Source organism: Yeosuana marina (assembly GCF_011762485.1).
Taxonomy (GTDB): domain Bacteria; phylum Bacteroidota; class Bacteroidia; order Flavobacteriales; family Flavobacteriaceae; genus Yeosuana; species Yeosuana marina.
In genome coordinates this window covers 197,883-219,475 of the sequence record NZ_JAAKGI010000046.1, presented here as the reverse complement: position 1 = coordinate 219,475, position 21,593 = coordinate 197,883, and the positions used below count along the sequence as shown (strand labels likewise).

Below are 21,593 nucleotides of genomic sequence, written 5' to 3'. Positions count from 1 at the left end.
ACCGGTGGATCGGCTCCACCATCTTATAAACAGTTGCGTAACGATTTTCAGCCGTTCGTTACTCTCGGCACACATATGAGAAGTAGCTAATTTTACATGCGGATTTTTCAGTTTATAATTGATCCTTATTTATGTTTATACTTTCGTTTATCACAGAAACTACTATTTTTTATATAAGTTGTTAGCCCTTGTTATTTTTTATGTGTACGGTGTCCCGATGACGTGAAAAACTAAATCAAAAGTAGTATGGGCAATAATAGCAACTAACAATCCTCGTTTCCAAAATATCCACCCAAATGTTGCACCAGTAATTAGATTTCCGATCATTGTTACACCGATTGTGAAAGGCGTTAACTCTACAAAATTTTTCGATAAAGGAAGGTGAATAAGTCCAAAAAATAGGGCAGAAATTAATATGCCTGTCCAGACTATTTTATTCGAGGGATTTTCCATCTTTTTCAAAAGTTGAATGATTGTGATTATTAACGACATTAAGCCTAACCGAAACATAATTTCTTCGCTAATTCCGGCAGAGAATGACACAAGAGCATAAAACGATTTGGATGGACGTGAAAGTTTATTTAAAACTGGATAAAATTCTTTTTGTAATTCAAATAATCCTAACAAGAATAAAGCTACTATTGTTGCTAAAAGAATACTTGATAAGATGGCCTTCCAACTTATTAATTTATTAGTCAACTTCTTAGAAAAAAATCTGGCAAGAAGTGGTGCTCCCAAATTAGCTCTTGAGGAAACCCATAAACCAATAAAAACTAATATAATTCCCAATATTAGACTACTAATGGCAATTGTAGTTAAGTCATCAAAAATTGACGCACTCAGATTGATATCTGTCTGACCCGCTTCAATATTCAATCTTTTGACTTCTCTGCTAAAAGGGATGTTTATTAAAGAACCAAATATGAAAAGAACAAGCACAGTTATTGCGACTTGCCAACGATATTTTTCTTTTTCTTCTTTGTTCTGAATTATTGATGATGCAAATAAGTTTTTCATTTTAGAATATGTTTTTTACTAATGACTAACGTGATTGTATAAAAATAGTGCACTTTTGTGTCCAAGGGATTTTGCTTCGCCAGTTCCCTTTTCCTTATCCGCAGGAAAATAAGAAGCTAGCAATACGCATTAACCTTTGATTAAGCATTAGTTTTTTGCAGTGTTGTAACCAGTGTATTTTTTTGAATTTTTTTGATCATTTCCATTGCATTCAAATTCTTTGGATTCAATTCTAGCGATTTTTTATAGTTGACTAATGCCAGGTCATGGCTTCCATTAAGATAATAAGCTTCGCCCATACTATCGTATGCATTGGCTAAGTTTGGGAATTCTGAAATATTTAATTTAAAGATTTTGATGGCATCCTCGATTTGATTTTTCTCAATTAACTTATAACCAAGTTGATTTAATTGATTCTCATCCGAAAAATTATATGTATTGAGGTCGTTCTTTTTTAAACTTTTATAAAGTGCAATACCTTCATTTATATTGTCATAACATTTTTGTCTTATGGTAAGATAAATGGATTTTTGAGGAATTGAAAAAGAACTTCCGTTTGAGATATTTTCAATTGACTCAGCAATATCACGTAGTTTATGGTTTTTATTATTTGTCATTAAAATGATTGATAAATCTTCATTTGCATTATAATGTATAAAAGATTCATAATTAAAAGAGGACCCATGATGCTCATGAAGCAGTAATTCTTTATTTTTAAAGATACCTTTTCCTAAACCAGACTCGCTGTTTTTAGAGAAAGAATCAAATAACAGCATTAACGATTCATTCGAAATTATCTTTCCTGAATGCAAACTGCTTATCCAATGATACATATCATTTACAGTAGGATATACCCAGCCCGAGAATTCAATATCCATAGGTCTATCATTAACCATGTCATTGTTAAATGCGGCTACTAATCGAGGGTTTTTTGGAGTTGCATCTAAAACAGTGTTTAACATTTTACTTGGGATAAGAATATGTTTTTGTATAAAATCATTAAAACGCATTCCAGATACTTTTTCAACGATTCTTCTTTGAAGAAATATATTATTATTGCTATAAAGATAATTTGATCCCGGTTCGAAATTCAAATCCTCAATATGTTTTAGATCTGAATATATATCTTCATCATTTTTAACATAACTCCAATTTACTTTTGGCAATCCACTAGTATACTTTAATAAATGCCTAATAGTAACTTTATTGGACCATTCTGGCAACTCCAAATCAAATTTTGAAATGGTATCATCTAGAGCTAGTAACCCTTTCTCTTTTAAAATCATTAAAGCAACGGCATTGAATTCCTTTCCTATGGACCCAATATTAAATATCATATTTTGATTTAGTGCTTTTGATTTTGAAGCATCAGAATATCCAAATTCATTTTGATATATTATGTTATTATTTTTAGCAACTAGGATATTGCCATTAAAAACACCACGGTTATAGCATGTTCTCATCAAAGAATCTATCAAAGCCTCCTTGATTAAATGATTTTCATGGTTTTTTATTAAATCACTTGTTTTTGTATTATAATTGTTTTTACAACTATTTAATAAAGTTGTTACTATGACTAATAGTAAAAATTTTGATTTCATTTATTTTGTGTTTAAAACTAGATATTATAGTGTTAAAGACGACATGATTTTTTGAATGTTGCAGTTTGTTAAAATATGCTACAATAGCAAATTGTTTGAGTAGTGGCTGTCCATAAAGCATTTAGGAGAGTGACACTTCTATGTCAAACCTCGTAAAGTTTGAGTGGGTTACAAACCTTGATACTTTCAACTTTCCCTGCCATTGCTTATACAAAATGTTGTAGCTAGTTTTTTCTTAATATTTTCAATAAACGACCATATTTAATATCCACTAAATTCCAGTTGTATAATTTAGGGTCAGTTGTATGAGTAAATTGAATAACCAGCGCATCAGTGTCTTTGTGGTATTTTGCAAGGTTTTACCTTTTACTCTTTATCAATCTCATCAGTAATAGATTTTATAAAATTAGCTGCAGCAAAATGGCGCTTGTTGCTATCGGCTTCTGGCCATGCACTATTGATTGCAATCACAAGTTTCCTTGAAGGATCGATATAAATCTTCTGTCCATAGATTCCCAATGCTTCAAAACTATAGCTATTAAAGATCCACCAACCATATCCATAGCCTCCACCAGGCCATAGTGGTACTTGTATTTGGGTTGCTGTCTTGAACCAGTCATCAGGCACAATAGATTTTCCGTTAATGTATCCGTCTTCAAGCACGAATTGTCCAAACCTTCCAAAATCACGGAGCCGCATTTGAAGGCAACAACCTGCCATTTCCTGACCAGTGCGATCCAATCTCCAGGTAGCCGTTTGTTCCATGCCATAAGGCATCCATATTTTGGAGGACAAGTAGTGCGACAAACTTTGCTGGGTAGCTGAGCTAATAAGAGCACCTAAAAGATGCGTTTCACCCGTGCTATAATTAAACTTCTTGCCGGGCTCTGCTTCGGCTGGCAAACGCCGCATATAGCTCACAATGGCTTTCATACCATCTACGGTCGTATCTCTATCAAATCCAGCGATGTCAGAATCTGGATCTGTATAGTTCTCATTCCATTTTACACCACTGGTCATGGTAAGGAGATGGCGGATTTTAACACGGTCAAAGGCGCTTCCTTTTAATTCGGGCAAGTAATCTGTTACATAATCATCCACACTTTTGATATAGCCATCTTTTATTGCCACACCCACAAGCGTGCTCGTTACAGATTTTGCAACAGATAGTGAAGACCATAGGTTAGTGTCGTTATGTTCAAGCGCATAGCGTTCCAGCCTTATCTTTCCATCTTGTAAAATAAGGAGTCCGGCTACTTTCTGTTCTCTTATAAAATCTTCCAATATGTTTTCTTTTGTTCCACCAGCACTAAATGCAGCTATAGGCGATCCCTCTGGAAGCTCGTGAATTTTATTTCCCATAGCTACTTCATGCTCTTTCTGATTCCATTGGGATGGTTTTTGTGAAATTGAATCCGTGTTAGAGGTGCGCTGTGCAAAGGAGCAAGGCCCTATAGCCATTATGGTGGCCAACCCAATAACGGGTAGGAATTGTGAATTAAGGAGACTTTGCATAATTTTATGCTGTTTTTTGTTTTTCATAATTTCAAATTTTTCAAGACCAAGGTTGTTAAATTACTTATTATTTATTGGTATTCAAATTATTAACCATTTCAAGAAATTTTCTTTTCCCAATTTTCCCCACTGCGTAATCAATTACGTTTCCTTGAGAATCAACAATAACTATTGTTGGTGTTGTACCAATCTTATACTGTTTTACAAGCCCTTTGGAGTGTTGGTTATCAATGTCAATCATTACTGGTATAACTTTAGAATTGACCACCTTCATGACCTCATTGTCTGCAAAAACCTCACGCTTCATAATTCTGCAAGGCACACACCACTTTCCTGTGAAAAAAAGAAGCGTATTCTTGTTGGAATTGTTGGTAAGCATTTCAGTAGAGGTAATGTGATTAGCCCATGCAATATCATTAGACGGAACATAAAACGAATACCACGCGTAAGCAAGAGAACCAACAAGAAAAGTGAGCCAAAACCATCGCCAAAATGGATGAGATTTGGTTTGAGCTAATTTTAGGGATGAATTATTTACTTTCTTCATTTAATTATTACTTGAGTTTTATTTTTCGATTCAAAATTCAGTGATAAAATTCACTTAGTTTAATTTTATTTACTCAATTGTTGTCTTTCAGGGATGAATTGTACGAATTGATTTAAAAAAATTTAAATCGGCCAAACCTTAATTAAAACCAAAGAAAAACTAAGGGATTTGCTTCTTTAACTAACATAACCAATTGTTTTGGTCATAAACATAATGCTTACTATAAGTATAAAAACAGAGCTGATAAGTGGTCAAAACAAGAGCAACATATTATTGAAATAGTTAAGAAAAGACGAAAGTCCCTGCCTAGAGAAGGTCCGCGTAGACTTATAAAATCATTAGATGATGAGTTTACTAAAGCAAATCATAAAGTCGGTATAGACACTTTATTTAATGTCCTTAGAAATCATCAAATGCTTACACATAGAAAGAAATATAGCTCACGCGAAAAAAGCTACAAAAAATGTAATTAATTTATACAACGAAATAAGATTACACTTATCTTTAGATTTCAAAATACCTAATATGGTATATAAATTAACAGCGTAAATCAATCTTTAACCTGTAACCATATTTCAGGACGAGATATTTGACCTTAAAGAAAGTATAATAAAAAGAGATTTAATTATTAAAACAATCAAACACCTTATATTATTAGTATCGTTAGTTCTTTTGATGGGTTGTCAAAACCAAAACAAAAAAAATGTACAAGAAAAGCTATCTGAAAGTACAAAACCTGTTCAGGAAAAAACATTTGTAGAATTAGGTGGGGAAAAACAATACGTTGAAATGACGGGAAGCTCTGACCAATTGCCTGTACTGCTGTTCTTGCATGGTGGTCCAGGTTGGCCACAGACACCGCATTTGAGATATTTTAATGCTGATTTGACTAAAGAAATGATTTTAGTTTCTTGGGATCAAGCAGGTTGCGGTCAATCTTATCTGCATAATCCCAATCCGAAAAACTTAAGTCCTGAAAGTTTGGTCAATGATGCACATGAGTTAACGCAATATTTAAAGAAGAAATTCAATAAAGAAAAAATATTTCTTGTAGGATTTTCTTATGGTAGTGTTATTGGTTTGAAACTGGCCGAGAAATACCCTGATGATTATTACGCCTACATAGGTGTTTCACAGGTTATTAGTCTGTCAGAAAGCTGGGATGTTTCTATGCAATGGTTGAAAGAGCAAGCCCAACAAAAGAATGATACAACAGCATTACGACAGTTGGGTTTAATTGAAAAAAAGGACAGCACTGTTTGCGCTACAATTTTGGATTGCTTTATGAGCAAGTACGAACTTGTTTTAAAATATGGAGGAACAGTTTACGATGCAGGTATTGCGAAAGAAATTGAGAAAGCGGAAACGATGTATGAAGATTACAAAGACTATAACTGGTTTGAAGCATTTAACTACACCTCGGCCCGAATGAACGGTGTTGCTTTCACAACGGATATTTCATATATCACAGAATTAAAGATACCTGTTTATTTTATTGGTGGTCGTCATGACTGGAATTTACCCAGTGTAGTGGCAGAAAACCATTTAAACAAAATGACAGCTCCTGAAAAGAAATTCATTTGGTTTGAAAAATCAGGACATGAAGTGCCGGATGAAGAGGCTGAAAGATTTAATCAAACCATCATTAAAATCGTGAAAGAAAAAAGCCGCCAACACAGGTAGTCGTTGCACAACCCCATAAAAAACATAAAAACAATATCAAAAGCTCCTTTATAAGGGGCTTTTGGTTTTTAATAATGCTTTGATAATTCAAAATTTGAAGGATACTAATGGTTTTATTGCATGTCTAATCATGGCTTTTAAAGCAGAAAACAAATGAGATTTCTGGCATCACTTTCAACGGTTTTACGGATGAATTTTAACTATTTCTTGAGATTATAGGCTATTGCTGGCATGTGTATAACCTTGTTGACTTGTTTGAGCCCAAGGGTATTGATTTTTCGTAGCCCCATATATTGCGTCAATGTTCCAAATACAGGTTCAACCGTTTTAAAGAAATTTCGATAGATATCTCTTCGTGGTATAATAGTTCTTTTGGGTACTCAACTTTAACTTGTCCTGCATATCATCATTGTGGTATTTAATGATATCATTGACTGAATCGTTTTGCTCATCTTCTACTAGATATCTTGCCTTCACAGCTTGGGAGGTGATGAGCTTATACTCCAATTTCAGATCTTGGTAGCATTTAAAAAGGCTCCTGTTTACTTCCTCTAAATAGTTGTTAAGAGTTCTTGTGGTTTGGTTAGTGCCTCGAGACCTTCCCTTATGGGCGTCCCAATCGGATATGGGTACTTTTCGCTTTAAACTGATGGTAGCACGCTTGCCATTGACAGTGATTCTTGCGTAAATAGAGGCTTGGTTGTCTTTTGCTCTGGAAAGGTCTGCCCAGAACAGAATGCTGAAAGTTGCTGTTGTTTTCATGATTTCGTCTTTTTGTTAATACGTTTTCTACCAGACGAAAGTCAAATCACTTTAAAGATACATTTATTCCAACAACTAATTGCTCAATTTTAACAATTCGGTCAACACTTTTTAAAAAATTAATTTGTTATCCGATTTGTTGACTTTTTTAACAGTATTTTTTGATTTCTTATGAAACCATTAAAAATGCAAAAACCTGTAAATCATACGATTAACAGGTTTTTGATATAGATTGATATACTATTTTGTCGGGGTGGCAGGATTCGAACCTGCGACCTCCGCGTCCCAAACGCGGCGCGATAACCGGGCTACGCTACACCCCGAATTGGTTATCATGTAACGGGTGGCAAATATATAATTTTCTTTTCTAACAAATTAAAAAAAAAGTCATTTTTTCATTTTTAAAATTTCATTATCAAATACAATATAAATTATCATTATCCTTAAAATTATTCCAAATAAATAATATTAAATTTGTAAAACACATAAAACTAATTTTAATGCTAATTATAGGAATTGCTGGCGGAACAGGATGCGGTAAAACAACCGTGGTAAACAAAATTATAAAAAAACTTCCGGAAGGTGAAGTTGGTGTTATTTCTCAAGATTCTTATTATAAAGATACTACACATTTAAGTTATGATGAGCGTATAAAAATAAATTTTGATCATCCAAGATCTATAGATTTTGATTTATTAGAGCAACACCTAAAAGAATTAAAAAATGGGCATGCTGTGCACCAACCTGTATATTCTTTCGTTAAACATAATAGAACGGGTGATACTATATTAACACACCCAAGGAAAGTCATGATTGTTGAAGGTATCTTAATCCTAACAAACCCAGAATTGAGAGATATGTTTGATATAAAAATATTTGTGCATGCTGATACCGACGAACGCTTAATTAGAAGGTTAAAACGTGATATTACCGAACGAGGTAGAGATATTGATGAAGTATTAATGCGCTATCAAACAACGCTAAAACCAATGCATGACCAGTTTATTGAACCTATGAAGGAATATGCCGATATTATTATACCAAACAATAAACATAATACGGTAGCCATTGATATTGTTAGATCTATCATAACACAAAAACTTTAAATGTCAATATTCAATAAAAAATTTAAAATTTTAAAACCATTCAAAAATGTGTTTGTACTCGTACTAGTAGTATTTACCGTTTGGATGTTATTTTTTGATGCTAATTCATGGCTTATTCATCATGAATTAAACTCTGATATTGATGATTTAAATGCTGAAAAAGACTACTACCAAAAAGAAATTGAAAAAGATAATAAAACAATTAAAAAGTTAAGTACCAAAGAAGGCTTAGAGAAATTTGCTCGTGAAGAATATTATATGAAACGTGAGAACGAAGAAATATTTATTATTGAATACGAAGACAGTTTAAAAACAGCTAATAATGAGTGATTTTTTATTTGATGAATTTGATTCAATATCTTCGAAACAATGGAAACAACAAATACAGTTTGATCTTAGAGGAGCTGATTATAATAACACCCTTATTTGGAAAACTAACGAAGATATTGATGTAAAACCTTTCTATCATCCCGATGAATTTAAGAAGTTAAATAAAACTATACAGACAGAAACCTCTAAATGGCATATATGTCAAACCATATTTGTTGCCGATGTTAAAAAATCAAATAAAAAGGCTCTAAAAGCTATTGAAAGAGGGGCCGAAAGTATCAAATTCATCATCCCTTCAGACACGGTTTCTATCAAGGATTTAATACATGATTTAAACCCTGCTTCTACTCCACTGTTTTTTGAATTGCAATTTCTTTCAGAAACATACATCAATTCGTTTTCAACTATTTTAAACAAAGAAAACAGCTATATCCAAACCGATATTATTGGAAATCTTGCCAGAAACGGCAATTGGTTTAGCTCCTTACAAGAAGATCACGAGAAGCTAGATGCTATTTTAAAACAAACAAACACGATAAGCATTGACGTCTCATTATATCAAAACGCCGGCTCAACAATAGTTCAACAATTAGCTTATGCTGCAGCTCACGTTAATGAATATCTCAACCACCTAAATAATAATGATAGCAAAACAAGAGAATCTTTACAGATAATCTTTAATGTAGCGATAGGGTCTAATTATTTTTTTGAGATAGCCAAACTAAGAGCTCTGAGACTACTTTGGAAAACGATAAGTTCTGAATATCAAATTAATTCTGATTGTCAAATTTTTGCAACGCCATCTAAACGTAATAAAACGTTGTATGATTACAACACCAATATGTTGCGAACTACTACAGAATGCATGAGTGCTATATTAGGAGGCGCCAATATAGTATGCAATTTGCCTTATGATGCTATTTATCATAAAACCAACGCATTTAGTGAGCGCATAGCGCGTAATCAATTATTAATTTTAAAATACGAAAGCTATTTCAACAAAATTAATAATCCTTCAGACGGCTCCTACTATATTGAAACCTTAACAAATCAATTAGCTGAAAAATCATTGGAGTTATTCAAAAACATTGAGGCTAATGGCGGTTTTCTTAAGCAACTTAAAGAAGGAACTATTCAACGAAAAATAAAAGAAAGTGCTGCAAAAGAACAAGAATTGTTTGATTCTGGTAAAGAGATTATATTAGGAAGCAATAAACATACAAACCCTAATGACCGTATGAAACATGAATTAGAATTATACCCTTTTGTAAAAACAAACCAAAGAAAAACACTTATAGAACCGATTATAGAAAAACGATTAACAGAAAAATTAGAACAAGAACGCTTAAAAAAAGAAGGTTAAAGGTGGACGAAGTTTTTCAATTAAAAACAATAAATATAAACACATGAAAACAAAAATTTACATCGCTACATTTTTATTTGTATGTACTTTAATAAGTTGTAAAAAAGAAACCTTTACAGATTATAAATTTGCAGACAAACCAATAGCATTGCCGTGTAATAATTTAGATTCAAAACTATACAATGAGGCTCTTTTAAGTTTTGAAAAAGATATTCTCAATTTTTTTGGAAAAGACAACAAAACAAATTTACGTATTAGCTATTCAAGATTTTTGAGGCTAGCTAGTTATAATAGAGTAGATTATAAAAAAATTGTTTCTGAGCACTCACTAAAAGTATTTGAAGCTATTAAAAATGATACAGACTTATGGGAAACAAACAATACAGCCACTCATTTAAATTATCACGGTAAATTAATGGATTGTATTTCTAAAAACGTAAAAAGCGCCGATTTAAAAACCACTTTAAATGCACTGTTAACAACTAATAGCATGAGTGCCAAATTATTCAGTGCTCCTATAGCTTCAAATTACAATGCAGTAATTAATGACAAAGCTTTAGCTTGTTATGTAGCTTTTGACTTATATTATGCTAAACTTTTTGATGTTGATTTTTCCAAACCAGAATCTACTACTAAGTAACACTAATTTTTAAAAACTCAAAAATTCAATTAAGGTATCTATTTTATTTACTACAAAGATGGATTTTATGTGACTACTGTAAAATATAAATTCTTTAATTTTTTTATTTAACCTTTCTAAAACTATTATTTGTAACAAAAAATTTAGACAAGTGTTAACAAATAGGGTTTTTATTAGTCATAAATAATTGTATTTTTACCGTTCATAAAACCAAATCATTAATGGGTAAAATCATTGCAATTGCTAATCAAAAAGGCGGTGTAGGAAAAACAACAACGTCTATAAATTTAGCTGCTTCATTAGGAGTTCTTGAAAAAAAAGTGTTACTTATAGATGCTGACCCTCAAGCAAATGCAACATCTGGATTAGGAATTAATGTTGAAACTGTTGAATTAGGAACCTACCAACTTTTAGAGCATTCTCATACAGCAAGAGAAGCTATTATAAAAACTGATACTCCAAATTTAGATATTATTCCGTCTCATATTGACTTAGTTGCTATTGAAATAGAGCTAGTTGATAAAGACAAACGCGAATACATGTTAAAAAAAGCCTTACAAGATATTAAAAACGACTATGATTTTATTTTAATAGATTGTGCGCCTTCTCTTGGATTATTAACTCTTAATGCATTAACAGCTGCTGATGCGGTTATTATCCCAATTCAATGTGAGTACTTTGCTTTAGAAGGTCTTGGAAAACTTTTAAACACCATAAAAAGTGTTCAAAAAATTCATAACCCCGAGCTAGATATTGAAGGCTTATTACTTACTATGTATGATGCAAGATTACGATTATCAAACCAAGTTGTCGAAGAAGTACAACACCACTTTAACAATATGGTTTTTCAAACTATCATACAGCGTAATGTTCGCTTAAGTGAAGCGCCTAGCTACGGTGAAAACATAATTAAATATGACGCCAGTAGTAAAGGTGCGGCAAATTACTTAAGTTTGGCAAAAGAAATTATCAATAAAAACGTTTAAATTATGGCTAAAGCAACAAAGAAACAGGCTTTAGGTAGAGGCTTATCAGCACTTTTAAAAGATCCTAGTAACGATATTCAATCGGTGCAAGATAAAAATGCCGATAAAGTTATTGGTAATATTGTTGAATTGGATATTGATTCTATTGAAGTAAATCCTTTTCAACCCAGAACTAATTTTAACGAAGAAACACTGCGTGAATTAGCATCATCTATTAGAGAATTAGGTGTTATACAACCTATAACCGTTAGAAAGTTAGGATTTAACAGCTACCAATTAGTTTCAGGTGAACGCCGTTATAGAGCCTCTAAACTTATAGGCTTAGAAGTTATTCCTGCGTATATTCGAATAGCTAACGACCAAGAATCATTAGAAATGGCCTTGGTTGAAAATATTCAACGTCAAGATTTAGATCCTATAGAAATTGCGTTATCCTATCAGCGTTTAATTGATGAAATCAACCTTACTCAAGAACAAATGAGTGAACGTGTTGGTAAAAAACGTTCTACCATTGCAAACTATTTAAGGTTATTAAAACTAGATCCAATTATTCAAACAGGTATGCGTGACGGGTTTATTTCAATGGGACACGGGCGCGCCATTATAACTATTGAAGACCAATCGGCTCAACTTGATATTTACGAAAAAATACTTTCAAACAAGTTATCTGTAAGAGACACGGAAGAGCTTGTAAGAAACTACAATAGCGCAGAAAACGAATCAAAGGTTCCTGCAAAAAAAGAATCTACTACTGAAACTCCAGAATACATAAAAACTGGTGTAAAAGAATTTTCTGAATACTTTGGGCATAAAATCGACGTTAAAGTTTCTAAAAACGGAAAAGGAAAAATAACAATTCCTTTTCATTCAGAAGAAGATTTTAACCGTCTAAAAAAATTAGTAGAACGTGCCAAGTAAATTCTTAATAGTAAATGCAGTTCTCTTTTTGTTTTGTTTTTCTATGATGTCTCAAAATGACGACACAAAAAATAACATACAAAACCCCTTAAAAGCTGCTGATACTATTGAAGTTAGAGATCCCATTGACCCCTTATCTCCAGCAAAGGCAGCATTTTATTCTGCTGTTCTGCCTGGTCTTGGTCAGGCTTACAATAAAAAATATTGGAAAATCCCCTTAGTTTATGGTGCTTTAGGTACGGGAATTTACTTTTATGTTACCAACAAAAAAGATTACGACAGATATAGAGATGCTTACAAAAGAAGACTTGCTGGCTTTAGTGATGACGAGTTTAATGGCAGAGTAACGCTAGATGGATTGCAGCGTGCACAAAAATTTTATAGGAAAAACAAAGAAGTGGCTCTTTTGGTCACTATTGGTATTTATGCGCTTAATATTATTGACGCTAATGTAGATGCACATTTACTTCAATATAATGTAGATGAAAATTTAACATTATCGCCTCATTTTAAGTATAATGAAATTGATAGAAAAAGTAACCTTGGATTAACTTTAAACTTTAAGTTTTAATTACAACCAAGCTTTAAAAATTAATAAAAACAACACATGAATATTGCATTATTGGGTTATGGAAAAATGGGTAAAACTATAGAGAAAATAGCCATAAAACGTGGGCACAACATTGTTCTTACCGTTGATAAAGACGATAACAACTACGATATTACCAAGGTAGATATAGCAATAGATTTTAGTATTCCTGCTGTAGCTTTCAAAAATATTTCAAATTGCATCAATAATAATGTTCCAGTAGTTTCAGGAACAACTGGCTGGCTACAAGATTATGACAACGCAGTTGCTCTTTGCAATGAAAAACAGGGTGGTTTTATATATGCGTCAAACTTTAGTTTAGGAGTTAATATCTTTTTTGAATTAAATAAAACTCTAGCCAAAATGATGAGTAACCTTAAACAATACCAAGTAAGTTTAGAAGAAATTCATCACACACAGAAATTAGATGCTCCAAGTGGAACTGCCATTACCTTAGCAAATGATATTATTACTGAACATTCAAGCTATACCAGTTGGAAACTAGACGAAAACAAAGAGAATACCATTCCAATTACTGCAAAGCGTATAGAAGATGTTCCTGGTACACATACTATTTCTTATGAAAGTGATGTAGACACGATTACTATTGAACATAAAGCTCATAATAGACAAGGTTTTGCTCTTGGCGCTGTGATTGCAGCAGAATGGCTTGTTGGAAAAACAGGTGTTTTTTCAATGAACGATGTGTTAAATATTGGTTAATACTATTAAATAGAGTAACATTAAAAAAGAATTAACCACTAACAAACAATAAAAAATTATAATTATGACACTAATGCAATGGTTTATATTTTTCTTGATTGTTCAAGGAATTCATGGTTTAGGAACCTGGAAATTATATATAAAAGCTAGCAGACAAGCATGGGAAGCCTTTGTTCCTGTTTACAATGCGGTTATTTTAATGAAAATAATTAACAGACCTTGGTGGTGGACTATTTTATTATTTCTTCCTATTGTTAACCTTATTATGTTTGCTGTGGTTTGGGTTGAAACTGCCAGAAGTTTCGGCAAAAATTCAAATGCAGACACCATTTTAGAAGTTGTTACTCTCGGTTTTTACAATTACTATTTAAATTATGCTGCAGACATCAAATATATTGAAGACAGAAGCCTACAACCACGCACTGGTTTAGGGGATTGGGTAAGTTCTATTTTATTTGCTATTGTAGCCGCTACAATCGTTCACACTTATTTTATTCAACCCTTTACCATTCCAACATCCTCATTAGAAAAAACATTATTGGTTGGAGATTTTCTTTTTGTTAGCAAAGTCAATTATGGAGCTAGAATTCCAATGACAACTATTGCGGCACCAATGGTTCACGACACGATTCCTATTCTTAAAAAGAAATCCTATTTAGCAAAGTATGAACTGCCATATATGAGAATTCCTGGATTTCAAAAAATAAAACATAATGACATTGTGGTTTTCAACTGGCCAGTAGATACCATGTTAGACATGAGGCATACCGATAAATTTTATTACAAGCCAATTGATAAAAAAACTAATTATGTAAAACGTTGTGTTGGACTTCCTGGAGACTCACTTGAGGTAAGAAATGGGTTTGTTTTTATCAACGGAAAACAAAATGTATTACCTAAGAGAGCAAAACTACAGTTTTCTTATATGGTTGAGACCAATAATGGTCCTTTTAATACTTATCAACTGGCAAACCGATATGATATTACCGATTTTCCACAGTACAATCAAGATCGATCTGTGTGCTATTTTCCTGCTATTTCAGATGAAGCTTTAGCGTTGTTTAAAAATCACCCAAATGTAAAAAGCATTACGCCCTTAAAGGATGAAAAAGGAAAAAGAGATGCTGGTATTTTTCCTAACAATCCTGATTACAATTGGAATAATGATTTCTTTGGGCCGCTTTATATCCCGCAGGCCGGAAAAACTATTGACATTAATTTAAATGTATTACCGCTTTACAAGCGTGTTATCACAGCTTATGAAGGCAATACCTTAAAAGTTCAGGGCAACCAAATTTTAATAAATGGTAAAGTCGCCACTACCTATACTTTTAAACAAGATTATTATTGGATGATGGGTGATAACCGTCACAACTCACAAGATGCTAGAGTTTGGGGTTTTGTACCATTTGATCATGTTGTAGGTAAACCCGTTTTTATTTGGATGAGCTGGGATAGCAATGCAAAAGGTTTTGATAAAATAAGATGGGACAGACTATTTACAACCGTTGGTGGCAGTGGGCAACCAGTCTCTTATTTTATTCCATTTTTAGTTGTTTTGTTTGGTTGGACGGGCTATAACAAATGGAGAAAACGCAAGAAAAACAGTTGATTTGTTATTCGGTAATTTGATATGTACACTTATAGCTTTGAAAAGTTAGATGTTTGGATTGAAGCAAAATCACTTTCAAAAAATATTTATATCGAATGCGTTAAGAAATTATCAAATAAACGCATCAACAAATGAACATTATATTACACCCAACATACTTTCCGAATATTGCTCATTTTGTAGCTATAGTAAATGCTGAAAGAGTTACGTTTGAAATGGATGATAACTTTTTAAAGCAAACGTATAGGAACCGAACCTATATTTATGCAGCCAATGGAAAACTGTTGCTTAATATTCCTGTAATTCACACGCAAAAAAAACGTCAGAAATACCGTGATGTGAAAATATCGCAAGCCACACCTTGGCAGGATTTACATTGGAAATCATTAATATCAGCATATAACACATCACCTTTTTTTGAATTTTATAAAGATGAATTGGAGCCATTATTCACCTCAAAAACCGATTATATTTTAGACTTCAATTTGAAATGTTTTGAAGTGATTTGTGATTGTTTGCAACTTGATATAAATATTTCAATGACTAAGAGTTACCAAAAAATTATTGAAGATAAAACAGATTTTAGATTTTTGGTGAATGCTAAAACTAAAGACCCTCAATTTGAGCCATACACGCAAGTATTTTCAAATAAACATGGTTTTATAAACAACTTAAGTATTTTAGACTTACTTTTTAATGAAGGACCAAACGCATTGAGTTATTTAGAATCTCAAACCTTAAAAGCAATCGAATGATTCAAACTATTGCTCATTATGGTTGTCACCTACTATTACCTCTTATCGTTGCATTATTAGCGTATAGAAAAATATGGGTTAAAGCTTTCTTTATTATGCTAGCTGGTATTTTAATAGACGTTGATCATCTACTAGCAAACCCAATTTTTGATCCTAACAGATGTAGCATCAATTTTCATCCGCTACATTCTTATATTGCTATTGGTATCTATGTGTTATTATTATTTCCTAAGAAAACCCGTCTGATAGGTTTAGGGTTGGTTATTCACATTATTTCGGATATTGTAGATTGTTCATTTATGTAAACTTCTACTCTACCGCTTTTAAACTAAGTGTGGTCATAATGGGGTAATGATCTGAAAAATGTTCATCAAAGGTTTTAAATTTCTTAACTGTAAAAGCTTCATCTGCAAAAATAAAATCGATTCTCACAGGAAAAAATTTAAAAGCATACGTCCTTCCAAATCCATTTCCAGCTTCTTTAAAGGTGTCATTTAAGTCCCCTTTAATTTTTCTATACACATAAGAAAACGCCGTATTATTAAAGTCCCCGCAAATAATCATTTTGTAATGACATTGCCGCTGATGTAATAAAAATAATTCCGTTTGAAATTGCTGCATTTTAAATGTATTGCCAGCAAGCTTGAACAAACGCTCAGATCCTTCTTCTTTAAGTTTTTCTACATCGGTATCAATCCGCAAAGATTCAAGGTGTATATTATAAACTCTTATCGTGTCTTTACCTTTTACAATATCAGAAAAGATGGCATTATTAGACGTATCAGGAAATTCAACTGAACCAGAATTAATAATAGGATATTGCGATAAAATTACTTGTCCGTGTTTCGTTCTAAGACCAGAGAGTTTTTCATATCTATATTTAAAAAAAGAAAAATCTATATTAGATTGCGGATGATACTCTTGAATACTTAATATATCTGGTGCTTGAGATTTTACAAAATCTACAATTTTAAGATCAATATCTTTTTCGTCAATCCAATGATACAAGTTAAACAACCGCACGTTGTAGTTCATAACTTTCAATTCATTTGGACTTGTCTCAGTATCATCAGATGAAGAAAACTTATATAAAGAGCCATAAAATATATACCCAATAATTAATACAAAAAGTGACAGTATAAGCTGTCTCTTTATTTTAAGTAGCCAATATATAAAAAACAAGACATTAACAATAATAAGAAACGGCACACCTAAACTCAGAACAGAAAGGGATGAAAAAGTTTTTGGAGGCAAAAAAGGCAAAATAAAAGACACTAAAAGAACAGCCGCCAGAATTGTGTTAATAACAAACACAACTTTATCAATAAGACTTAGCTTCTTCATATAGTTTATTTACCTGACCTAAATAGAAATTCTTTTTCTTCAGCAGTTAAGCTATCATAACCACTTTTGCTTATTTTATCTAGAATAACATCAATTTTCTTTTGGTGATTAAACTGATCAAAATCACTTTTAGTATAGCCTCCTACTTTCGATTTATTTTTATGAACTGTTTTTAAAGGTCCTTTTTTAGATCCTTTAAACAAGCTTACTATCCAATCCATAAAACGCTCAAAACCCTTACCAATATCAGTTCCTTTTTTTAACTGAATGGCATAAAAATAGCCCAATGTAGCGCCACCAATATGAGCTAAATTACCACCTGAATTTGTACCAAAAAGACCTAAAACATCTATAGCTACGATGGCAACACCAACATACCAAAGTTTTAAATTAAACATAAAAAAGCGAATGTCTTTATTGGGTAAATAGGCACATAAAAAAATTAGCAACGCTCTAACAGCTGCTGAAGCACCAACCAAACGAGTGCCATAACTAAACACTTGAGGAAACAAACTATAGCAAGCAACAAATAATAACCCACCACAAATAGCTCCTAAAAAGTAAATATTTAAAGCCATTTTCGGGCTGAATAAATTCAAAAATAGTTGCCCAATAACGTACAACCACAGCATATTAAAGAGAATATGCAAAAAATCATAATGAACAAAGGCGTAGGATATAATAGTCCAAGGTTCAACAATAAACGCAAAAAAATCACTTGGTAATTCTAACCAACTTAAACTAGATTGCTGGAATGTACCTTGAACTAATTGAAGCAATAGTCCTAAAAGGAAAATCGCGACGTTCACCACAATTATTTTTTCTAAAACATTGAGTCGAGATAATTTATATTTTACATCTTGAGAGAGAGACATTAATTCCAACGATTTTTATTAAACTGAGTTTTTTTCCAATACCACATAATAATGAAGCCTGTTAAAGCACCGCCAACGTGAGCCATATACGCTGTATTACTTGGACTAAAAAATGACTGACCTGTTACACCCGAAATTAAATCTAAAATAATAATACCTGGAATAAAATATTTTGCTTTTATAGGAATTGGTAAAAAAATCATCATTAATCGAGCTTCAGGGTTCATCATTCCAAATGCAACCAAAATACCCATAATACAACCAGAGGCACCAACCATACTAGCATTAAAAACAGGAAATATATTTTTTAAATCTGCCAACTGAGCTTGTGTTACGTTTCTTGTAACCTCATTATTTGATAGTATATGAAGTATTTCGCTTGGACTAATTCCTGTTCCTACCAAACTTTCATAAGATGGTAAAAATTGAAAATAATAAAAACCAACTTGCAATGCCACGGCTCCTAAACCTGCTGAAATGTAGATAAATAAAAATCGTTTCCATCCTAAATAATGCTCCACAGGCGACCCAAACATCCATAACGCAAACATATTGAATAAAATATGCATTACGCCCCCATGCATAAACATATGCGTAATAATTTGCCATGGCTCAAACGCAGGGTTTTTAGGAAAATGCATAGCAAATAAATCATAAAATAAAGTGCCGTTTCCAATAGTCATTGTTCCGATAAACATAATCACATTAATGATTATTAAATGCTTTACGGTTTCTGATATTCTCATCATATGTTCTAAATAAATTTTTTATCCAATTCATCAACACTCATAGTCACAAATGTTGTTCTATTAGTAGGTGATGTATTGGGTTCTTTACAGGCAAATAAACTATTTACCAAATGTTCTTGTTCGCTTTTTTTCAGGGGCTGCCCTGTTTTTATAGCCAAACTTTTAGCCAAAGACTTTGCTAACAAATCTGTAATACTAAAATTACTATCGGGAACTTCATTTTCCACATCACTTATTAACTGTTCTAAAATAATGGAGACCTCACTTTCTGGAATACTTACTGGTACTCCCGTAATTTCAACAAATTCTTTAGTGACGTTTGAAAATATAAATCCTGTATGTTCTAGGTCTTCTTTTAATTCAGTCAGAATTTCTAGCTCCTGTGTTGAAAAATGAAGCTGTAATGGAAATAATAATTGCTGGCTAGAAGCTCCTTTTACTGTTAAATTCTCTAAAAAATCTTCATACAAAACACGTTGGTGTGCACGATGCTGATCAATAACTAACATTCCTGACTTTATAGCACTTACTATATATTTGTTATGAAGTTGATATGTCGTTGCATTAGTGTCTAATTTACTATCTTCAAATAAAGACTCTGTATTGTTCTCACTTTCAAAATGTACTTCACTAAAATCGTGTTGTGTTTTTGTTCCTTTTGATTCTAAACCAACATACAAACTGTCCCAACTAGCGGTAACCTCTTTTTTATAAGAGATTGGTTTTCTATTTGAGCTTTTATCTTCTTGAAACGGATTAAAGCTTCTATCTACCTCAATCTTGGGTTCATTATTTGTACTTCTATTGTAATTGTAAGGCGTATCAAGATTAGGATCGTGATCAAAATCTAATACTGGTGCAATATTGAATTGTCCTAAACTATGTTTAACTGCAGAACGCAATAAGGCATATAATGTATGCTCATCATCAAACTTTATTTCTGTTTTTGTAGGATGTATATTAATATCGATAGTCTGAGGGTTAACTGTTAAATATAAAAAATAACTAGCATGAGTTCCGTTTTTAAGTAGCCCATCAAAAGCAGAAGAAACTGCATGATTTAAATACGCACTTTTAATAAAACGATTATTAACAAAAAAATACTGCTCACCTCGCGTTTTCTTTGCAAATTCAGGCTTTCCTACAAAACCAGAAATTTCAAGAACTTCAGTTTCTTCATTAACAGGAACTAACTTTTCATTGGTTTTATTTCCAAAAATATTTACAATTCGTTGTCTGTAATTGCTAACAGGCAAATTAAATGTTTCGCTTCCGTTATTGTAAAGAGCGAATGAAATATTGGGGTGTGCTAAAGCTACTCTATGAAACTCATCAATAACATGACGTAATTCTACTGTATTCGACTTCAAAAAATTTCGTCTTGCTGGAATATTATAGAATAAATTTTTAACAGATAAAGAGGTTCCTTTTGGCGTTACTACAACCTCTTGAGAAACAATATTACTACCTTCAATAACAATACTACTTCCTATTTCCTCTTCTGCTTGCTTAGTTTTTAACTCAACATGTGCGATGGCTGCAATACTTGCCAAAGCTTCACCACGAAATCCTTTGGTATGTAAATCAAACAAGTCGTCAGCCGTTTTAATTTTAGAAGTAGCGTGACGTTCAAAACTTAAGCGAGCATCGGTAGCACTCATTCCTTTGCCGTTATCAATGACTTGAACAAGCGTTTTTCCAGCGTCTTTAATGATAAGTTTTATCACTGTTGCATCTGCATCAATCGCATTTTCAAGCAATTCTTTAACAACCGAAGAAGGTCGTTGTACAACCTCTCCAGCCGCAATTTGATTTGCTACATGATCTGGTAATAGTTGTATAATGTCTGCCATTTATTTTTTTGGAAAGAAAATTGACAAATCAAAATCAATAATAAATAGAAACGCCAAAATAAGAATACAAATTATAATTATGATTCGCTTGTTAGCCGCGTTGTCCTGATTGTTTTTAAGATCGTCTAAAGCGTTATTAATTTTAGTTTTAAGTCCTTTATTATCACCTACTGTTTTTCTGTAATCATCAAATTTATGTTTAATCTCAAACGGATTTCCTTCTCCCTTGTCATCAAAATGACGCGGTGTATAGCTAAATTTTTTGTTTTTACGTAATTTTAAAAATCCCATAATTTTCTAAGGTTTTAAGTTACATGAATTTAGAATCCAATATATACATGCAAATCAATAATAATACCAAAACTATAATAAGCATCCGTATTGACATGCCCCCTTTTAACTTTCGCTTATTCAAGTGACTATCTTGCTTCCATTTAGAACTAAATTCTTTTAATTCGGAAGCATCATTGCCCAGATTTGTTTCGGTTTTTTTTTCGTTTGAAAATCTAGGTTTATAGTTGAATGATTTATTCTTACGTTGATTAAACAAAATAATTTTAATGCTTAGAGCTCAAAAATACTTAAAAATAGATAGAAACAGGGAAAGGAATTGCCAAAAATTGTT

Annotated in this window: 22 protein-coding genes, 1 tRNA gene and 1 pseudogene; 12 read left to right on the top strand and 12 right to left on the bottom strand. The window is 32.4% G+C overall.

Going from position 1 to position 21,593, the window contains the following annotated elements; all coding sequences use genetic code 11:
* Positions 1–198: 198 nt before the first annotated feature.
* From G5V56_RS18670 to G5V56_RS18655, 4 genes are all read right to left on the bottom strand, one after another.
* Positions 199–1,017 (bottom strand): CPBP family intramembrane glutamic endopeptidase, encoded by an 819-nt coding sequence (locus tag G5V56_RS18670; RefSeq protein WP_166968015.1) that lies wholly within the window; start codon positions 1,015–1,017, stop codon positions 199–201.
* Between the two features lie 140 nt (positions 1,018–1,157).
* The gene (locus G5V56_RS18665; protein WP_166968013.1) at positions 1,158–2,618 is read right to left on the bottom strand and encodes a serine hydrolase; all 1,461 of its coding nucleotides are present in this window, start codon (positions 2,616–2,618) and stop codon (positions 1,158–1,160) included.
* A gap of 366 nt (positions 2,619–2,984) precedes the next feature.
* Positions 2,985–4,160 (bottom strand): serine hydrolase domain-containing protein, encoded by a 1,176-nt coding sequence (locus G5V56_RS18660; RefSeq protein ID WP_206285923.1) that lies wholly within the window; start codon positions 4,158–4,160, stop codon positions 2,985–2,987.
* A gap of 40 nt (positions 4,161–4,200) precedes the next feature.
* A complete protein-coding gene (locus G5V56_RS18655; RefSeq protein ID WP_166968011.1) occupies positions 4,201–4,680 on the bottom strand; it encodes a thioredoxin family protein in 480 nt (159 codons plus the stop codon).
* A gap of 675 nt (positions 4,681–5,355) precedes the next feature.
* Between G5V56_RS18655 and G5V56_RS18650 the strand changes: the two genes are divergently transcribed.
* Positions 5,356–6,363 (top strand): alpha/beta fold hydrolase, encoded by a 1,008-nt coding sequence (locus G5V56_RS18650; RefSeq protein ID WP_166968009.1) that lies wholly within the window; start codon positions 5,356–5,358, stop codon positions 6,361–6,363.
* Positions 6,364–6,566: 203 nt separating this feature from the next.
* On the opposite strand, the pseudogene G5V56_RS18645 reads toward G5V56_RS18650, so the two are convergent.
* The 3 genes and pseudogenes from G5V56_RS18645 to G5V56_RS18635 all read right to left on the bottom strand — a co-directional run.
* A pseudogene (locus G5V56_RS18645) lies at positions 6,567–6,689 on the bottom strand (transposase); the annotation flags it as partial.
* Between the two features lies 1 nt (position 6,690).
* The gene (locus tag G5V56_RS18640) at positions 6,691–7,125 is read right to left on the bottom strand and encodes an Arm DNA-binding domain-containing protein (protein ID WP_166968007.1); all 435 of its coding nucleotides are present in this window, start codon (positions 7,123–7,125) and stop codon (positions 6,691–6,693) included.
* Positions 7,126–7,373: 248 nt separating this feature from the next.
* A tRNA-Pro gene (locus G5V56_RS18635) sits at positions 7,374–7,448 on the bottom strand.
* Between the two features lie 177 nt (positions 7,449–7,625).
* Here G5V56_RS18635 and udk point away from each other — a divergent pair.
* The 11 genes from udk (at position 7,626) to G5V56_RS18580 (ending at position 16,452) form a co-directional block, all read left to right on the top strand.
* Positions 7,626–8,231 (top strand): uridine kinase, encoded by a 606-nt coding sequence (udk, locus tag G5V56_RS18630; protein WP_166968005.1) that lies wholly within the window; start codon positions 7,626–7,628, stop codon positions 8,229–8,231.
* A complete protein-coding gene (locus G5V56_RS18625; RefSeq protein WP_166968003.1) occupies positions 8,232–8,561 on the top strand; it encodes an FtsB family cell division protein in 330 nt (109 codons plus the stop codon).
* Positions 8,554–9,924, top strand: a complete 1,371-nt coding sequence (locus tag G5V56_RS18620) for a methylmalonyl-CoA mutase subunit beta (RefSeq protein ID WP_166968001.1) — start codon at positions 8,554–8,556, stop codon at positions 9,922–9,924. Before G5V56_RS18625 ends, G5V56_RS18620 begins: the two co-directional genes overlap by 8 nt.
* A gap of 43 nt (positions 9,925–9,967) precedes the next feature.
* Positions 9,968–10,564: a hypothetical protein gene (locus G5V56_RS18615; RefSeq protein WP_166968000.1), complete on the top strand. Its 597-nt coding sequence runs from the start codon at positions 9,968–9,970 to the stop codon at positions 10,562–10,564.
* A gap of 221 nt (positions 10,565–10,785) precedes the next feature.
* Positions 10,786–11,550 (top strand): ParA family protein, encoded by a 765-nt coding sequence (locus G5V56_RS18610; RefSeq protein WP_166967998.1) that lies wholly within the window; start codon positions 10,786–10,788, stop codon positions 11,548–11,550.
* A 3-nt stretch (positions 11,551–11,553) separates the two neighbouring features.
* On the top strand, positions 11,554–12,468 hold the full coding sequence (locus G5V56_RS18605; RefSeq protein WP_166967996.1) for a ParB/RepB/Spo0J family partition protein: 915 nt from the start codon (positions 11,554–11,556) through the stop codon (positions 12,466–12,468).
* A complete protein-coding gene (locus G5V56_RS18600) occupies positions 12,458–13,039 on the top strand; it encodes a DUF5683 domain-containing protein (protein WP_166967994.1) in 582 nt (193 codons plus the stop codon). The genes G5V56_RS18605 and G5V56_RS18600 overlap by 11 nt, the downstream gene beginning before the upstream one ends.
* 36 nt (positions 13,040–13,075) lie before the next feature.
* A complete protein-coding gene (gene dapB, locus G5V56_RS18595) occupies positions 13,076–13,780 on the top strand; it encodes a 4-hydroxy-tetrahydrodipicolinate reductase (RefSeq protein WP_166967992.1) in 705 nt (234 codons plus the stop codon).
* A gap of 64 nt (positions 13,781–13,844) precedes the next feature.
* Positions 13,845–15,392, top strand: coding sequence for a signal peptidase I (gene lepB / locus G5V56_RS18590; RefSeq protein WP_166967990.1), 1,548 nt, complete (start codon positions 13,845–13,847; stop codon positions 15,390–15,392).
* A 131-nt stretch (positions 15,393–15,523) separates the two neighbouring features.
* Positions 15,524–16,147 carry a WbqC family protein gene (locus G5V56_RS18585; RefSeq protein WP_166967988.1) on the top strand — a complete coding sequence of 208 codons (624 nt, stop codon included), beginning with the start codon at positions 15,524–15,526 and terminating at the stop codon, positions 16,145–16,147.
* Positions 16,144–16,452 carry a DUF6122 family protein gene (locus G5V56_RS18580; RefSeq protein WP_166967986.1) on the top strand — a complete coding sequence of 103 codons (309 nt, stop codon included), beginning with the start codon at positions 16,144–16,146 and terminating at the stop codon, positions 16,450–16,452. Before G5V56_RS18585 ends, G5V56_RS18580 begins: the two co-directional genes overlap by 4 nt.
* 4 nt (positions 16,453–16,456) lie before the next feature.
* Here G5V56_RS18580 and G5V56_RS18575 read toward each other — a convergent pair whose 3' ends face one another.
* From G5V56_RS18575 to G5V56_RS18555, 5 genes are read right to left on the bottom strand one after another with little or no spacing between them, the layout of a single operon-like run.
* Complete coding sequence (locus G5V56_RS18575; protein ID WP_166967984.1) at positions 16,457–17,491, bottom strand: endonuclease/exonuclease/phosphatase family protein; 1,035 nt, start codon at positions 17,489–17,491, stop codon at positions 16,457–16,459.
* A gap of 5 nt (positions 17,492–17,496) precedes the next feature.
* Complete coding sequence (locus G5V56_RS18570) at positions 17,497–18,366, bottom strand: rhomboid family protein (RefSeq protein WP_166967982.1); 870 nt, start codon at positions 18,364–18,366, stop codon at positions 17,497–17,499.
* On the bottom strand, positions 18,366–19,115 hold the full coding sequence (locus tag G5V56_RS18565) for a rhomboid family intramembrane serine protease (protein WP_166967980.1): 750 nt from the start codon (positions 19,113–19,115) through the stop codon (positions 18,366–18,368). Before G5V56_RS18565 ends, G5V56_RS18570 begins: the two co-directional genes overlap by 1 nt.
* A gap of 5 nt (positions 19,116–19,120) precedes the next feature.
* Positions 19,121–20,968, bottom strand: coding sequence for a DNA mismatch repair endonuclease MutL (gene mutL / locus G5V56_RS18560; protein WP_166967978.1), 1,848 nt, complete (start codon positions 20,966–20,968; stop codon positions 19,121–19,123).
* Positions 20,969–21,259 (bottom strand): riboflavin synthase subunit beta, encoded by a 291-nt coding sequence (locus G5V56_RS18555; protein ID WP_166967976.1) that lies wholly within the window; start codon positions 21,257–21,259, stop codon positions 20,969–20,971.
* Between the last annotated feature and the right edge of the window lie 334 nt (positions 21,260–21,593).

Coding starts and splice junctions, on each gene's coding strand:
- G5V56_RS18650 (WP_166968009.1), top strand. CDS start 5,356: ATGGGTTGTCAAAACCAAAACAAAAAAAATGTACAAGAAAAGCTATCT.
- G5V56_RS18655 (WP_166968011.1), bottom strand. CDS start 4,680: ATGAAGAAAGTAAATAATTCATCCCTAAAATTAGCTCAAACCAAATCT.
- G5V56_RS18605 (WP_166967996.1), top strand. CDS start 11,554: ATGGCTAAAGCAACAAAGAAACAGGCTTTAGGTAGAGGCTTATCAGCA.
- G5V56_RS18580 (WP_166967986.1), top strand. CDS start 16,144: ATGATTCAAACTATTGCTCATTATGGTTGTCACCTACTATTACCTCTT.
- G5V56_RS18570 (WP_166967982.1), bottom strand. CDS start 18,366: ATGTCTCTCTCTCAAGATGTAAAATATAAATTATCTCGACTCAATGTT.
- G5V56_RS18620 (WP_166968001.1), top strand. CDS start 8,554: ATGAGTGATTTTTTATTTGATGAATTTGATTCAATATCTTCGAAACAA.
- G5V56_RS18625 (WP_166968003.1), top strand. CDS start 8,232: ATGTCAATATTCAATAAAAAATTTAAAATTTTAAAACCATTCAAAAAT.
- G5V56_RS18575 (WP_166967984.1), bottom strand. CDS start 17,491: ATGAAGAAGCTAAGTCTTATTGATAAAGTTGTGTTTGTTATTAACACA.
- udk (WP_166968005.1), top strand. CDS start 7,626: ATGCTAATTATAGGAATTGCTGGCGGAACAGGATGCGGTAAAACAACC.
- G5V56_RS18585 (WP_166967988.1), top strand. CDS start 15,524: ATGAACATTATATTACACCCAACATACTTTCCGAATATTGCTCATTTT.
- G5V56_RS18555 (WP_166967976.1), bottom strand. CDS start 21,259: ATGGGATTTTTAAAATTACGTAAAAACAAAAAATTTAGCTATACACCG.
- G5V56_RS18660 (WP_206285923.1), bottom strand. CDS start 4,160: ATGAAAAACAAAAAACAGCATAAAATTATGCAAAGTCTCCTTAATTCA.
- lepB (WP_166967990.1), top strand. CDS start 13,845: ATGACACTAATGCAATGGTTTATATTTTTCTTGATTGTTCAAGGAATT.
- G5V56_RS18615 (WP_166968000.1), top strand. CDS start 9,968: ATGAAAACAAAAATTTACATCGCTACATTTTTATTTGTATGTACTTTA.
- G5V56_RS18565 (WP_166967980.1), bottom strand. CDS start 19,115: ATGATGAGAATATCAGAAACCGTAAAGCATTTAATAATCATTAATGTG.
- G5V56_RS18610 (WP_166967998.1), top strand. CDS start 10,786: ATGGGTAAAATCATTGCAATTGCTAATCAAAAAGGCGGTGTAGGAAAA.
- G5V56_RS18640 (WP_166968007.1), bottom strand. CDS start 7,125: ATGAAAACAACAGCAACTTTCAGCATTCTGTTCTGGGCAGACCTTTCC.
- G5V56_RS18665 (WP_166968013.1), bottom strand. CDS start 2,618: ATGAAATCAAAATTTTTACTATTAGTCATAGTAACAACTTTATTAAAT.
- mutL (WP_166967978.1), bottom strand. CDS start 20,968: ATGGCAGACATTATACAACTATTACCAGATCATGTAGCAAATCAAATT.
- G5V56_RS18670 (WP_166968015.1), bottom strand. CDS start 1,017: ATGAAAAACTTATTTGCATCATCAATAATTCAGAACAAAGAAGAAAAA.
- dapB (WP_166967992.1), top strand. CDS start 13,076: ATGAATATTGCATTATTGGGTTATGGAAAAATGGGTAAAACTATAGAG.